This window comes from Chitinibacter sp. GC72 (genome assembly GCF_009760905.1).
GTDB lineage: Bacteria > Pseudomonadota > Gammaproteobacteria > Burkholderiales > Chitinibacteraceae > Chitinibacter.
Genome location: NZ_VIRW01000028.1, coordinates 14,441 through 29,974, shown reverse-complemented (window position 1 = coordinate 29,974; position 15,534 = coordinate 14,441). Strand labels below are relative to the sequence as shown.

Annotated in this window: 17 protein-coding genes; all 17 read right to left on the bottom strand. The window is 43.7% G+C overall.

Going from position 1 to position 15,534, the window contains the following annotated elements; genetic code table 11:
- Window positions 1–142: transposase (locus FLS37_RS15635; RefSeq protein WP_198314676.1), on the bottom strand; the 142-nt coding region annotated here is incomplete at its 3' end.
- Window positions 143–242: 100 nt separating this feature from the next.
- Window positions 243–587, bottom strand: a complete 345-nt coding sequence (locus tag FLS37_RS15630) for an EscU/YscU/HrcU family type III secretion system export apparatus switch protein (protein WP_157670907.1) — start codon at window positions 585–587, stop codon at window positions 243–245.
- A complete protein-coding gene (locus tag FLS37_RS15625) occupies window positions 577–1,710 on the bottom strand; it encodes a flagellar hook-length control protein FliK (protein WP_157670906.1) in 1,134 nt (377 codons plus the stop codon). The genes FLS37_RS15630 and FLS37_RS15625 overlap by 11 nt, the downstream gene beginning before the upstream one ends.
- A 2-nt stretch (window positions 1,711–1,712) precedes the next feature.
- The gene (locus FLS37_RS15620) at window positions 1,713–2,066 is read right to left on the bottom strand and encodes a DUF2802 domain-containing protein (protein WP_157670905.1); all 354 of its coding nucleotides are present in this window, start codon (window positions 2,064–2,066) and stop codon (window positions 1,713–1,715) included.
- Between the two features lie 219 nt (window positions 2,067–2,285).
- Window positions 2,286–2,603 (bottom strand): flagellar protein FliT, encoded by a 318-nt coding sequence (locus FLS37_RS15615; RefSeq protein ID WP_157670904.1) that lies wholly within the window; start codon window positions 2,601–2,603, stop codon window positions 2,286–2,288.
- Window positions 2,590–3,048, bottom strand: coding sequence for a flagellar export chaperone FliS (fliS, locus tag FLS37_RS15610; RefSeq protein WP_157670903.1), 459 nt, complete (start codon window positions 3,046–3,048; stop codon window positions 2,590–2,592). Before fliS ends, FLS37_RS15615 begins: the two co-directional genes overlap by 14 nt.
- Window positions 3,049–5,031 carry a flagellar filament capping protein FliD gene (gene fliD, locus FLS37_RS15605; RefSeq protein ID WP_157670902.1) on the bottom strand — a complete coding sequence of 661 codons (1,983 nt, stop codon included), beginning with the start codon at window positions 5,029–5,031 and terminating at the stop codon, window positions 3,049–3,051.
- A gap of 107 nt (window positions 5,032–5,138) precedes the next feature.
- The gene (locus tag FLS37_RS15600) at window positions 5,139–5,522 is read right to left on the bottom strand and encodes a flagellar protein FlaG (RefSeq protein WP_157670901.1); all 384 of its coding nucleotides are present in this window, start codon (window positions 5,520–5,522) and stop codon (window positions 5,139–5,141) included.
- Between the two features lie 85 nt (window positions 5,523–5,607).
- Window positions 5,608–7,074, bottom strand: a complete 1,467-nt coding sequence (locus FLS37_RS15595) for a flagellin (RefSeq protein ID WP_157670900.1) — start codon at window positions 7,072–7,074, stop codon at window positions 5,608–5,610.
- Between the two features lie 95 nt (window positions 7,075–7,169).
- Window positions 7,170–9,080, bottom strand: coding sequence for a lipopolysaccharide assembly protein LapB (locus FLS37_RS15590; protein WP_157670899.1), 1,911 nt, complete (start codon window positions 9,078–9,080; stop codon window positions 7,170–7,172).
- An 18-nt stretch (window positions 9,081–9,098) separates the two neighbouring features.
- Window positions 9,099–9,854: an imidazole glycerol phosphate synthase subunit HisF gene (gene hisF, locus FLS37_RS15585; protein ID WP_157670898.1), complete on the bottom strand. Its 756-nt coding sequence runs from the start codon at window positions 9,852–9,854 to the stop codon at window positions 9,099–9,101.
- Window positions 9,855–9,859: 5 nt separating this feature from the next.
- Complete coding sequence (hisH, locus tag FLS37_RS15580; RefSeq protein WP_157670897.1) at window positions 9,860–10,474, bottom strand: imidazole glycerol phosphate synthase subunit HisH; 615 nt, start codon at window positions 10,472–10,474, stop codon at window positions 9,860–9,862.
- Window positions 10,471–11,622: an N-acetyl sugar amidotransferase gene (locus tag FLS37_RS15575; protein ID WP_157670896.1), complete on the bottom strand. Its 1,152-nt coding sequence runs from the start codon at window positions 11,620–11,622 to the stop codon at window positions 10,471–10,473. Before FLS37_RS15575 ends, hisH begins: the two co-directional genes overlap by 4 nt.
- A 16-nt stretch (window positions 11,623–11,638) precedes the next feature.
- Entirely contained in the window at window positions 11,639–12,700 is a 1,062-nt protein-coding gene (gene pseI, locus FLS37_RS15570) for a pseudaminic acid synthase (RefSeq protein ID WP_157670895.1), read from the bottom strand.
- A 24-nt stretch (window positions 12,701–12,724) separates the two neighbouring features.
- Window positions 12,725–14,170, bottom strand: a complete 1,446-nt coding sequence (pseG, locus tag FLS37_RS15565) for a UDP-2,4-diacetamido-2,4,6-trideoxy-beta-L-altropyranose hydrolase (RefSeq protein WP_157670894.1) — start codon at window positions 14,168–14,170, stop codon at window positions 12,725–12,727.
- Window positions 14,167–14,892, bottom strand: a complete 726-nt coding sequence (gene pseF / locus FLS37_RS15560; protein WP_157670893.1) for a pseudaminic acid cytidylyltransferase — start codon at window positions 14,890–14,892, stop codon at window positions 14,167–14,169. Before pseF ends, pseG begins: the two co-directional genes overlap by 4 nt.
- Complete coding sequence (locus FLS37_RS15555) at window positions 14,885–15,526, bottom strand: pseudaminic acid biosynthesis-associated methylase (protein WP_157670892.1); 642 nt, start codon at window positions 15,524–15,526, stop codon at window positions 14,885–14,887. The genes pseF and FLS37_RS15555 overlap by 8 nt, the downstream gene beginning before the upstream one ends.
- Between the last annotated feature and the right edge of the window lie 8 nt (window positions 15,527–15,534).

The window sequence follows — 15,534 nt, the reverse complement described above, 5'->3', positions numbered from 1 at the left end:
TTTGCTGTGCCAGCTCATGGAAAATAACCCCAAGATTACGGCGCAATGCGCCGAATAATCGCTTCTTTCTCGCCTTGGGGATAAACACCACGTGATATTTACAATCCCAACGCGTATGGCTCAGACTTTGATACTCTTTCATTTGAAACTCCTTCTCTTGGTCGAGATCGGAGCTTCACAATGACCGTTGTATAGGTCAAACCTTGGTGAGTCCCCCGGCAAAGCCGGGGGTTTACCTCAGATTAATTATCATCCGCCTTGCCTGCGCCCAGATCGGCTGCAGACTCGGCTAAATAGCCAAAATCGGGAGCGGCAATCTCATCACCCCGCTCCAGCATGTAAATGAAAGCGAGCAATTCTGCCACAGCACGATACAGTTGCGGAGGAATTTGACTATCCAAGTCAACTTGCATCAGCAAAGCCACCATTTCCGGCGAATCGTGCACAAAAATACCGGCTTCCTTGGCTTTTTCAATAATGCGCTCGGCAAGCAGGCCCTTGCCTTTGGCTACTACCCGTGGCGCAGCACTGCCTTCTCGGTACGCCAGCGCAATCGCTTGCGAGCGCAATTTGGGTTTAGTGTTCATCGTGCTCGACCTGGGTGCCCACCAACTGTAATCCGGCTGCCTCGAAGCGGCGCATTAATTCGGCTTGCTGCTCACGCAATGTTTGTGCTGTAGTTTCACTCGCCGCCTGAAAACGCAGCCTGAATTGCCCCTGCTGTAATTGCGCCACTACACCCAGTGCGCCCAGCTTGGGCAAATCCAGATTGAGCCGGGTTTGCCATTGCTGGCTTGTCGCGGCATCGGCTTGCTGCGCTTCGCGTTCATTTTCCAGCTCAAGCTCCCAGTGCAAGTTCTGCCCCGGCCAAGCCTGCCCCTGCCAGACCAGAGGTTTGTTTTCCACCAAATCGAGCTGCTGACGCACCATTTGCTGCAGGGCTTTATCGTCTGCAAGGGTGTTTTGCGTGCGCAGGGTATTTGAGGCGTCAAGCACAGAACGCAAGGCTTTATCTTGTATCTCAGATGGCTGCGACTTACCTTCTGGCTGCTCAGCAACTCGAGCAGGCACCACTGGCTGACCGGATTTTTCACGGGACTCGGGTTGAGTCATCGTTTCTGGTTTGAACAAGGCCTGTGGTTCACTGAGCAAAGTCTGAAATGCACGGCCGCCACTCACCCACTCAGCCTGGTGGGATTCATAAAACAAACCACTTGCAGAAAGCCGGGAAGCCAATTGGCCAGCCAGCTGTACAGTATCGGGCTTGGCAGTAAACAGGGGCTGGGTTTGTTGCAAGACGCTGCTGGAGGCTGATTTGCTCTCTTGCTTGAGCAACTCACCAATCATATTAGCCCCCTTGCTGAGAGCAACCGGAGTATCCGAATCTGCTTGCGCCGCAGGCAATCCACCAGCAAGCGCCGATTGCGCTGCGGTATTGAGTCGGAATGTCAGCTGCGGCTCTTTACTTAGCACCGTCAGCTCAAACTCTTGCCCCGGCTGGGTGTTGCGGGGCAGATTCAGATCAAGCAATTGATCTTTAACTAGCACAGCAAAGCGCCCATTATTGAGCTGATTGGTCACAACAGCTTGGACTTTTTCGCCAACAGTAAGGCGTAAATCGTCGGGGGAAATACGGACGGTATCAATAACGCCTTGCTGGGCACGGATGAAATTGCCAACCAGCGTAGAGGAAGTATTCCCGGGTAACATCGTCACCCCTTATAGACACCATGGTAAATTGCAACGATCAAATCGGCCTCGGCCCGCGACAATCCACACTCTTTGACCAGAGTAGCCGCATCTGCGCCTTTTTTTGCAAGCTCTATCGCTAATGAATATGCACTCTCAGCTTGTATAGATTCCGATTCAGACACGTCATAAGAATCGGATTCGGCACAATCCGTATTGTCGGCCTTATGCGTCATGACGAACGCTTTTAAATCCGCCAGAGCATTTTCAAGGTGGCTAATTTTATTCTCATAATCGATATTGGTATGCTTTTGGAGCTGTCGTCTATGCCAATTCAACATCAGAACCCACTCTGCGATATAAAAAAGCACGATCACAAGCGTAAGCCATAGTAATTGCGACCATGTCAGATACAGTCCAGTATGCTCCACTCGACCCCCAGCAACTCAGCATTCGTTGATCTTTTCTCTAGTCTATCTGCAGCATTTATGCCAACTAATGCCGAAGTGCAGAACAAAGCACTACAAAACCATATTTTAGCAAAAAAATGCTATCCAAAAAGAGACCAGACTCATCTCCAACAACCCCAGAACAAGTTAGCGATACTTTTCATCCAAACGGCGTGATTGCACTTCACTATTTAGAATGGCTTTTAATTCTGCCTTCCAGGAAATCGCTAAAGGTAAAAGTCGCTGGTGTTTAGACTCTATTTCAATTAATAAATCTTTGATTTCATCTCTGACATCAACTGCATATAATGACCAAGCAATCGGCAGCATATTCGCGGTCAATTTCTCATAATCAGCAAATATAGTTTGAAAATCATCCCATAACTCTGACTCGGCCAAGACGAGTAGCTGATCGACATTACACAGGATGCCTCGAAGATGCTCCAACAGTTTAGCCTCGTCCATAACTTAATATATTTGCGGAATTAATCAAAGCCTCATCAGGGCGATTTGTTGTACCAATAGCCGGATTAATACTCAACCATGAAGCACGAAGGTCATTCATGAGTGACAAAACCTGATCCAAAATAGATTCGTCATTTTTTAAATTAGCTTGAAGAAGCTGATAAGCTGAATATTCATAGAGAGCATCAAGGTTTTCTGCTAGTTCACCGCCAGAATTTATATCCAAAGACAATCGCAAACCTTCTTCGATAATAGCAATTGCTTTAGTCAAAGCCATTCCTTTTTCAGCAACATTACCTTGCTGTAGGTGAAATTTTGCAATATTGATTGATTTGATAACTCCATCAAATAGCATAACCACTAGCTGGTGTGGAGATGCCGCTTCAACTTGACACTCTAAACTTGTACTTCCATAAGCATTGATGGCTTTTCTGTTTACAATCATTTATGCCACCTTGGGTAAGTTTGCAAGTTGGGTAGTTAACCAAGTACTAGTTGATTGCATCTGGGTTACCGCCAAATCAAGAGCAGTATACTGCTTTCTGTATCGCTGCTCGATATCGACTAATCGCCGATTAAATTCTTCGGTGCGCTTGGCAATATTTTTTGCCTCTCGATTCATCCCATCAATGCGCGTGGCAACCTCACCTTTATTTGACAGCATTTTTTCAAGCATTGAATCAAATTGGAAGCCAAAACCGCGCGAGAAACTAATTGTACCTCGGCTTGCTCCATCTGGAGAGCTCGCGGCGCCACCCAGCACAGAAAACTTCAATCCACTATCCAGAGTGACCTGCTGACCAACGCCTGTTTTGAGATCGTTACCCACTTTAACCTGAACATCCGAGCCTGTTATCGGGCCTGAAGTACCTGTACCCAGTAAATCACTAGTGACGCTGAGCATTCCTTCGCTGCCAAATTTCGTGTTGTTGATCACAATTTTGTTATCAGCGCCAATCACAACGCCCACTTTTGCACCTGCCGTTTGCAGCACTGAGTTAGAGTTAATTCGTGTTTGTAATTCTGCTGCTAATTGGGACGGGGTGTAGTCACCTTCTGTTAAAGTAATTGATGCAACGGCGCCATTAACAGTAATTCCAAAATTTTTATTACTAGCTCCAATGTTAAAGGTACCACCTGGGCCACTAAATGATAAAGCTGTTGTAGTGTAGCTTGCCTGAGTGGCGTTACTAACTACTGACACACCCAAATCTGCAACTGTTTGTGTATTCTTGTCAAAGCTATCAATACGAATTAATGAGTCACTAGCACGCCCATTACTTGCAAATAAACTAATAACACCTTGAGCATCTTTTTCGATTGCTGCGTTAAATTTTGCCGTATCTAACGACATGACTCCGTTTTGGTCCAATTTTATACCAATCTGTGTTAGTGACTTGAAATCACCACCAGTACCAGCTATTGTCTGGTTAATTGCATTTCGCAATGACACTTGAATGGAACGAACCGTACCTTCGCCATTCAATATTGCACCTTGCTTGGTATCTTTATTATATGCGGTAGAATCTGTTAATGCTTTCGATAAATCATTGTATGCTTTTATAAAGTCCTGAACGTTTTTTGCAATTCCACTCGTATTTTTCCCTACACTTAAATTGACAGCAGAAGTCGTTACTTTATTCAAGGTGAGAGTTACACCATCAATTACATCAGAAACAACATTAGCAGCCTTACTAATATCAATTCCATCTACTTTGAATCTGGCATTTTGAGCTGCCTGATTCTGCGTCAAGTTCGCCGCTCCGCCAGTAGATGCGTTGTACGCCAGCCGGGACAAGCCTGCAGCATCACTGTCAACACCATCACCTGTATCGGTTGTTGTAATTTTCAGTGCATTTGATTCGCCTGTATCATTAGATACAATCGTCAGCTTATAACCACTACCATCGTTAATAATGCTCGCAGTTACACCCGCTTTTGCGTTATTTATGGCATCACGAACACCGGCTAATGTATTATTATTAGCATCAATTGTAATACTTTTTGATACTTTCTCTGGATTCGACGTAAAACTTGTGGTACCAGCAGCAGTTATATATTTTCCAAAATCCAGTTTGATTGTGCCCAGGCCTACTTCTGCTGTTGTCGAAGTAAATGCAGTGGAAGCCAACTTCTGATTTTGAGCCAATTGAGTGACTTCCATTGAAAATTTGCTATCTGCGGCATTTTTTGTTGCAGATATACTCACAAAATCAGTTGCAGAAGAGGTTGCATTTATAACATTGAAATTATCTGCGTTTGATAATTTCTGAGCAGCACCTTGGAACGAGGACAGTGCGCTTTTTATTGATCCATAAGCACTAATTCGTGCCTGAATACCGATATTTCTAACATCAAACTTTTTCAGGGGCTGGCGCTCCACTTCCATTAATTGACTAACAATTGAATTAACGTCGATACTAGCCATGATTACCCCCTATACAGCAAGTCATTAAATCGACACGTAGATACGTACCAACTTCTGACATCAGAAAAAACTATAAATAGCAAATCACCAGCTTCAACCTCATTCAGCTAAGCCTTATCACGTACAAGCAGCCCTTGTAGCTTATCGAGCGCTTTTGCAATATTGATGACTTCTTCAGAAGGAAACTGCCGCAACACTTCTTTTGACTTAGTATCAATCAACTTTACCAAGCGTATATTGGTGTCTTCATCCATACCAAACTCCAAACCAATGCCTTGATTCAATAGTTTGATTGTATCGTTGATTTTTTTGACTGCATCCTCGACTTGGTTAGCCAACTCTTTCGGATCTAGCGCCTTAACTGCATCTTCAGTTTGGGTTGCGGTAGGCTCAATGACTGGTTCGGAGCGTTTATTGAGCACAACATTCGCGTCATCTTGCCGCAACTGAGGCGAAATTGCGGAAGTTAAATTTAAAGATGATATTTGCATGATGCACCTCTTTTTGTAGAGATGCCCCAGCACCTGTTTAGCGCTGGGGCAATTTAGCTCAACCAATTAAACTGGTGTTATGCGATTAGCCACGCAGTAAGCTTAGCACCTGCTGTGGCAAGGCATTAGCTTGAGCCAACATCGCAGTACCCGCCTGTTGCAATACCTGCGCTTTAGTCAAATTTGATGTTTCGGAAGCAAAATCAGCATCACGAATCCGGCTACGAGATGCTGACATATTCTCGCCAGCAGTTTGCAAGTTTGAAATGGTATTTTCAAACCGACTCTGCAAGGCACCGAATTTGGCTCGTTGCCCATTAGCTGCTTGCAAGGCTCCATCAACAATTGCAATCGTTCTATTTGCAGCTGCGACAGTTGAAACATCAACTTGTTCAACTTTTTGCAACTGAGAAGAAGCTGTCGCAACATTAAGAAAACTTGCCTGCTCTGTGGTCGTAACATTAAACGAACGATCAGAATCAAGCGTTACTTGTCCAATACCTATATTTGTTGTGCCAGATGCCGTCGTGCCACCACCACCAACTGTCAAAATGCCGAGAGTATTTGTGATGGTGATATTTTCACCTGCATCATTGATCAACGTGACCCCTGTGCCTGCACTATTCAGTTTAGCAGATACACCAGTTTTACCTGATTGCTCATTGATTGCATTAATTGCCCCAGACAGTCCATCGCCATTGATCGTGCCCCCTGTCGTAAATGAAATTGCTACTGCCGTCGTATTATTTGATGTCAAACTCAGAGAGTAGCTACCTGATGTAGAAAAACCAGTTAAATCAAACTCAGTACGAGCCGTTGCTGTTACACCTGTAGTACCCGTTTTTGCATTAATATTTGCTGCAAATGTTTTCGCCGATGATCCCGCAGTATATGAGACATCCGCCGAACCAGAAGCGCCATTAATGGTAACTGAACCCGCAACAACACGTGCTGTAGTTGATGCAGAGGATGCTACCGCATTAGATAGACTACCTGCAGTCAAATCCCCTGAAGACGCAGTTGTAGACGCGCCAATACGATTATTGCCATACGCGGAGGTACGGAAGTTAGCTGTAGTCGAGGTAATAGTTTGATTCGCATTTGCACCCACTTGGTAAACCGAACTATTAGTGCCATCAAGCAGTTTCTGACCATTAAACTCAGTAGTTTGAGCAATACGATCCAGCTCTGATGACAACTGGGTAACCTCTTGTTGCAAAGCTGTACGGTCAGATGCAGAATTTGTCGCATTAGCCGACTGCACAGCAAGCTCACGAATACGCTGCAGAATATTACCGGTGGAGCTGAGTGCCCCCTCTGCAGTTTGTGCCATTGAGATACCATCATTGGCATTGCGGCGAGCTTGATCCATACCACGAATCTGAGAACTAAAACGCTCAGAAATCGCCAAGCCTGCAGCATCATCTTTCGCAGAGTTAATTCGCAAACCTGAAGACAGGCGCTGCAAAGAGGTTGACAGCATGCCTTGTGATTTATCAAGGTTACGCTGAGAATTGAGTGAGGCTACGTTGGTGTTAATTACTTGAGCCATGATTGCTTCTCCTAAAAGTCAAAATCCAATTCCGTGGATTGGGCTCACCCAACGGCGTACCCATGCTTAGATTATCGACACACAAAAGCAGGACTTTAGGATTTAATCGCTTTTTTTTCAGCCGCCAATGCAGCAATAATATAGGCCGCTTGTTGGACAGGTGTCGTCCAAGGCTGATCTAATGATTTTGCAAGTATGGTTATTGCTGGTAACCATGGGTAGCCATCAGTTCCTAGCTGCATCCATTCATGCAACATAGGATTAAACATCAAGGTAGGAATACCCATGGCCCCTGCAATAGCGGCAGTTGATGTACCCACAGAGACAATCAAATCACACGCCTTAAATAAAGATGCACTTGCATCCAAATCATCGTATAAATCCACTTCACGGGGATATACCCAGCCCACCCCTAACTTTGCATCCAAAAACTCACGCTCTTCTGTGGTAATCTGATATTGCAAGTTGACAATGGTTATATTATTCAACTCAAACAGCGGAGCCATCTCCTGCAACTGCAAGAAATATTTTGACCGAAAATCAGTAACATACCCACTTCGCCACGCTATACCGACTTTCAGCGTATTACCATACGCTGCTAAACGTTCAACCCAATGCGCCGCGCGAATCGGATCACAAAGCACTGGGCGAGGTTCTAGAGGAAATTTCGACACACTTGAACGAAGCCATCGCGGAATCGAACCAATAGCAGCCTTATAATCAAATTGCTCTAGCGCCAACTCATGTCGAGGAACTCTATTTGGAATAACAATTATTTCTGGATAACTTCTAGCAATCAACGTCACTATTTTTGGGTGACATGCATAAACAACTGCTGAGAACTTCTTAGCCAAGTCAGGTAAGCACGTAGCAAAAAAGAATTCATCCCCCAAGCCCTGCTCTCTATACACTAAGATAGATTTGCCTTCACCATCTTGCCCCTCCCAATCAGGCGCCTGATAGTCAGGTTTAACGCCACCTTCAGGCCGAATCCAACGCATCTCATGGTGCAACCACCCTAGCTCTAGCTCTCCATTACTTAACTCCGCAAGAGCCAAGTTATACAGTAGCTCGGGCTCATCAGGTCTATGACTTGCGGCTGATCGAAGTAAATCTAAAGCCCTACCAACATCACCCATATCTCTTAGGTAGTTACCATACCATTTATTGACTTCAATACCATCCGGCTCTAACCCTACTGCTTTTCTAAAATGTACATCCGCTTTACCATAATCATTTAAAACTTTGTAATAATATAAAGCCCAATTTAAATGAGCCATTACACTATGCTCATTTAAATTAATTGCCTTCTGATACAATGCCTCAGCTTCAGCCGGGCGCCCTATCTCTACCAGTAAACCACCATAATTGGTATAAAAAGAAACCTTTTCTTCATTATTCAACTGAGCAAATTTATTTTCATCGAGTAGAGAAAGAAAAAGCCGCTCTGCCTCTGCATAATGGGACGCAAGCTGCGCTATCGTCGCCAGTTGTAAAGTTATTGATACATTTCCAATAAATTGCCTATTACTAAGCAGGTCAATCGCAGCGTTAAATTTACCGCTATGAGTTAACAAAGTTGATAAATTCTTTGCAGCAATTACATTATTAGGTTGTAAAGCTAAAGCCTTTCTGAAATACTCTTCTGCCAGTTTGTAGTCACCGCGCTCAGATGCCAAAACTCCTAATTCAATCAGTACCTGCTCGTTAAAAGAAAAATCACGGCTTAAATCCTGCAACATTTCTTCCGCAGCAATGATGCTACCATGCAATTTTTCAAGCTTTGCAAAATTGTATCTGACTTCGAAATCATTAGGTTTTATCTTTAACGCTTCTAAATATGCAGTTTTCGCACTAGGATAATTACCTAGCAATGACCATGAAGCCGATTCCAATTTTAAAAGATCAAAATTTTTATCTTCTAGCACCCCGATTACTCTAACTACCTCAAGATAATCTCCCTGATTAAATTTAGAAAGCAAATCAGCATACTGCTTTTTATTCATATTTTTATCCAAAAGTTTTTATTTACGAACGGAAATTCCCTTGCTTTCCAAATAAAATTTAGCACCACCTGGGGTTTGCTCCGTAAAATGAAACATACTAGCTGCCGACACTGCCATTGCACCACATTCAATCGCTTGTAATAAATGCTGATATTGGCCTGCACCCGCCGATGCAATAATAGGAAGTGCCACCGCACTTGCGAGTAAATTCGTAATAATTAAATCGTATCCAGTCATCATTCCATCGAGTTCGATGTTTTGAATTACAATTTCACCAACACCTCGGGCTTCGTTCAGCAAAGCCCATTGAATAGGATCTACACCTTCACTCTTACTTCCAGACTCAGAATAGCAAAAATATGCACCAGAAATATCTCGGCGAACATCAATGCCCAAAACAATACACTGAGACCCAAATTTCCTCACTGCCTCAAGCACAAATCGCTCATCTCGGTATGCCGCGGTGTTAATCAAAACTTTGTCTGCACCCGCACGCAATAACTCTTGGATAGTTTCTATCGTAGCGACGCCCCCGCCCACAGTTAGCGGCACAAAACACGAAGATGCTAATTCTGAAATTAAATCAAAATCGGGCGCTCGCATCTCTTTTGTTGCATTAATATCTAGAATAATTAGCTCATCAACATCACGTAAATTATAAACTTCCACTGCTGGTAATGCTGCACCGACTTGGCGCCAAGCATCAAACCTCTCGCCTTTCACCAATCCAAAGTTGCCCAAGAGTAAAGTAGGAATTATCCTTGTTTTCAACATACCATTTAGCCCATAGCCAAAAAATTTCGTATTAATTGCAAGCCATTTTTGGAGCTTTTCTCTGGATGAAATTGAACTCCAAAAACATGTTCACGCTGTATTGCCGAAACAAAACCACCAGCGTAATTAGATGTTGCCAAAATCGACTCTTGGTTAGCAGCATTAAAATGATATTTATGCACAAAATAATAATCGGCTGATGGTTCAGTTCTAGCGAAAAGCTCGGACTGTTTTACTTGAATCACCTCATTCCAACCGACATGTGGCAAACGTTCACCGGCCTGAGGAACCATCTGACAAACGCGTCCACCAATGATTCCAAGTCCTGGCGTAATACCGTGCTCCTCACCATAATCCGCAAGTAATTGCATCCCCAAACAAATACCAAGCGCTGGAATACATTGCACATTAAATGCTTCAATTAAGGACTCAACCCAACCTCCGTGATGCAAAGCATGCATAGCATCTGGAAAAGCTCCTACACCAGGCAGAACGATATGGCTGGCTTTTTTTATATCCATTGGCGATAACGAAATCATAGCCCGACCACCTGCTACTTCAATGGCACGAGCTACAGAGGCAAGATTCCCCATGCCATAATCAACAATAAGCACCTTCATTTGTTATCATCGGTTATTTTAATAAGACTGCCATCTTTCTTTTTAAGCAAAAGACCATTCTCATCACGCATAAATATTTTCTTATTCGTAAACTTATCACATAGTTCAATAAAATCATCAACAGACATATCCAATGGCGCCAAAATATCTTTTAATGGCCTACCTAAATATGACCATGGGAACTGACCATCATGTTTTTTAATGATGGCCATAGCATCTTCCCGAGTCAAACGGCCACGCCTTAAATGCAAACAAGCAATATCAGTAGCACGTCCAAAGCCATACTTTAGAAATTTGAAATAATCATGAATTCCAGTTTGGTAATTGTCCAAATTTTCATAATTGACGCAAGAACCCTCAACAACAGCAGAAAATGTAGTCAAGCCATATGCTTGAGAAATTAATGCATTACTATATCCATCCCATGGAAAGTAATATCCTAAAAATACGCCAGTAACTCCTACCTTTGCTAATTCCTCATCGCTTGGATATAAATATGGCAAGATATGCTTGGCCTCAATACCTTCGATACCAATCATGTCCTCGACCCGCATTCCTAATAAACCACCAAATTCTTCTAGCCAACGTCGATTCAGTACATTATTCCCGGCCGCGGCTGCTGGACCGCCATATTCATTCTGAGAATTTTCTCCCCAAACAATCAAAGGAACACCGTACTGAACTGCTGCACGTACTGGAATCGTAAATATGCCTACATGCTCAGGCCACGAAATATCACCAACCTTGGTGAGCCCTATTCGATTTAATTTCCTTCTTACGACCGGATTTGGTGAAAACTCAACCAAATCAACGCCTAAATTTTTAATATTATCGATATTTTTTCGACCGATATCCGATAAATCACAGGTTGTTGCAGTAACACATAATGGATTTAGACCCAATTGAAGTAATTTAATCACTTGATATGTACTGTCTTTCCCCCCAGAAACAGGCACAATACAATCCCATGCCCCCTTAGCCATAGAACGGTACTTCTCAACCAAGGCCATAAATTGACTTTTGCGCCCATCCCAATCTATCTCTTTTCTATTTTCAAAACTACGACATGCACTGCAAACACCTAATTTATCAAACTGTAAATCAGGTTTTGAATTTGGCATTACACAACGTACGCAATATTTCAACATGTGAAATCGACCTAGATTATTTATTCAAAATAACAGCATCAAATTGCAGCGGCTGACCTTTTTTTAAATCATATTGAGCACATGCACCAAGTACGAGATTATAGTATTTAGGAGCCAAACCTAACCCTGGTCGAATACAGCGAACATTCAGCTCTGATAAACGCTCACCTCTTTTAATGTCTTGCACGACATACAAAGAGCGTCGAAATACCTTTGATTTTTCTTCAGATTGACTACCACCATATTTAATTTCACCCATCGCTTGCCAAGCTCTAGCTGATTCTGCAACTAGCAGATGAAGTTCATCAGGCTCTAGGGAAAAAGCAGCATCAACGCCACCGTCCGCACGGCTTAAAGTGAAATGCTTTTCTATGACAGAAGCACCCAATGCAACTGCAGCCACTGCAACACCGACGCCCATCGTGTGGTCGGACAAACCGACTTCACAATTAAACAGTTCACGCAAATGTGGAATCGTACGCAAATGAGTATTTTCAGGGCTAGCAGGATAAGTACTGGTACATTTTAATAAAATTAAATCTTTACATCCTGCTTCTCGTGCCGCACGGACAGTTTCATCTAATTCTGAGGCACTTGCCATCCCTGTCGAAATAATCATCGGCTTACCAGTGGCCGCGACTTTGCGAATCAAAGGTAAATCTGTATTTTCGAAACTAGCGATTTTATAAGCAGGAACATTTAAACTCTCTAAAAAATCAACCGCACTTTCATCAAATGGCGTTGAAAATGCCAGCACACCTAATTGATTGGCGCGCTCAAAAATTGCTTGATGCCACTCCCAAGGCGTATAAGCTTGTCGATACAATTGATACAACGATGTGCCAGACCATAAACTATCCGGATCAGCAATATGAAATTCATTCGTATCCAAATCCAAAGTCATCGTATCAGCCGTATAAGTCTGAAGCTTAATGGCATGTGCACCTGCTTTAGCAGCGGCATCTACAATCGCCAAAGCACGTTCTAATGATTGATTATGATTGCCACTCATCTCAGCAATAACAAATGGTGGCGAATGAGGACCAATTTCTCGAGATGCAATTTTAATTACGCTCATTTCAAACCCTTCTCAACTCACCTTTCAAAGGCTATGCACATAGTAAGCACCATCACATTGATAGCCATGACAGCTAAATAATTTAATCGATGGCAGATTATCTTTTTTAATTTTTGCTTTAATACTCTTTATTGTTGGCCATTGCTGGCGCAAATAGTCTGTGGCATTTTTCAATAAAAATTGCCCCCAACCTAAACCCAAACGCTTGCTCAATAAATAAATGGAAACCTCGGCAGCGCTTTGATCACAACGATCAAAACGAACCACACCGACCTCTCCATCAAAAGCAGAGCCAATCAGTAGTAATGAATCAGTGTTGACGAGTTGCCGTTCCAACCAAAGACAATGGGAGTCCCACTCTATAACAGCAGTTTTCATGGAATGGCGACGAACTTCAGGGGCATTTCTTGCATCAAAAATGAGCTGCGCATCAGCGTTGGTTGCCAAGCGAATTTGTAATTCAAACTGCATTAAGGCAGCGACAACCCGCTCCACACCATGAGCATCTATCGCAGCGATTGATGTAGTCGACAATGATTGACGCTGGGTCAAGGTCAGAGCCAGCAAATGTTGCTGAATTACTTTCGCACTAACAGCACGACTCTCACCAAGATAAACATGCATACCCCTATCTTGCATTACTTGGGCGGGCTTGACCTGATTATCAGCGACAGCAATACATATTGAAGGCAACCCGATTAGCGCTCGCTCCCAACTGCTTGAACCTGCTGCGCCGATAAATAAATCAGCCTCTGCAATAAACTGAGCTAAATGCTCGATATGCTGATGCAGACGCCAACGCGGGCTGAGGCCAACTCGTTGCTGCAATTCAGACCAAGCTGAGTTACTACAACCTGCGATAAAATCAACCGTAAATTGCTCACAGTCCTGCAAAGCATCCATAACTTTGAAAAGTTCTCGACTTGGATCTGCAGCCCCAAAGTTAACCACAATCCGCGTTAATTCAGGTTTAATAGCCACTTTAAACTCGGCAAACTCAGGGCGTAACAACACAAAGCGAGCCCCGAGCAAGAGGCGGCATGATTTTGATAACCACCGCTGATATAACTGCGGAGTTGCGCATAAATTTTGATCAAGCAATATATCAGCATCGTGTCGTCGGTTACAAAGATCGTCGATAACCATAATCCGTCGTGCCAAATGGCGGATAGCTCGCTCCCATTCCCAATCAAGCTGATAATGATCGACAATAAGCCAATCAAAAACTACATCTAGTTTCGTCTGAAGCTCTTGCACCTCAGCCTGCCAATCCAAAGGGTATAGCCCATGTAGAGATACAACTTCGAATCCACTGGCATATACTGTATCAATTATATGACCAGCTAGGTCTGCACACGCAAAAGTCACCTCGACATGACACTTCCGCAAAGCCGCAGCCAACGTTAAGCAGCGCATCACATGACCAGCGCCGATCGTACTTGATGCATCTGCACGAATCAGTACTTTCATAAAGCCGCACCTTGTGAGATTTTCCCTGCTGCAATTAAGGCTGAATATAAGTGCTCTGCCAATTGCCAATCTTCAACAGTATCAATGTCTTGAGTTAAATACCGAGGGAGTTTTACGGGTAAAGAGAGAGGGGAATAAATTACCTCTCCACGCACCCACGCATCGCAGCGCCCCCAATAAAACTGCCCCGCATCATGCAGCGCCTCGCTTAAATCCTGGGAGCGCGTATTCCGATACTGCGGATAGAGCGCATCAAGACGCCCCTCTTCATTCAAAACCAAGGCTCGTTGCACTGGAAATGCAAAACTCGTAACCGAAAAGGCATACATTGCATCTGCTTGCTCGGCCAATAAGCGCTCACCTTCACGCAAAAAATGAGGCTGCAGAAAAGGTGCCGTAGCATAAATACAGCACGCAAAATCAAATTCAAAACCATCAACCCGCAACGCATTGATCGCATGCTGCATCACTGCCATTGTCGTTGCATGCGCGTCGCTCAAGTCAGCAGGACGAATAAATGGTACTTCGGCACCGAACTGCAAGGCTAACTCAGCGACCTGGGCATCATCGGTACTAACAATAATTCGGTCAAAAAGAGCGCTAGCTTGCGCCGTCTCAATTGAATACGCCAAGATAGGGCGCCCATGAAACAGTTTGATATTTTTACGCGGAATCCGCTGGCTGCCCCCCCGCGCAGGAATAATCGCAATTGACTTAGGCATGTTGACTTAATAAAGCACTATGCTTTTCTAATAAAAACCATGTCGTATCATCTTGAGGAAACAGAGGATCGCGATGATAAGCAAAGCCATAAGCACGCAATTGTAAATCAGGATAGCAATCGAGCATCTCCCCAGCAAAATCGCGCTTAAATAGTTTACCTTGATTACCACGATAATTAACTTCAACTGGAGATGGATTGTAATACTCGGCAATCAAAATATAGCGCTGACTGCTGTGATACAGCTGAGCATAGGCTTTATGCAGCAGATCTGGTGCCAAATGAATTAACACGCCCTTAGTGAAACTCAAATCAACCATTTCAGCAATCGAAAAGTCAAACAATGAACCCTGCCACACCTCAGCAATACCTAATTTATTAGCTTGCTCACATGCTTTTTGATTTAATTCAACGCCTAACAATTTAGCTGTAGGAATTAGTTGCTGTAAAGCGCGTAAATTCATGCCGCAATTAGTGCCAAACTCCAGAATACTCTGCAACGGCTGACAGTAGCCTAGTACTTTAGCAAATAAGGCTATATTGGACGCCAATAAAGTGGCTCCTTGATTACGCTCGACATAATCATTACCAAATTTACCCTGCCAAAACTGTTCTTGCTCAGTCAATTCACGCATGATTGGCC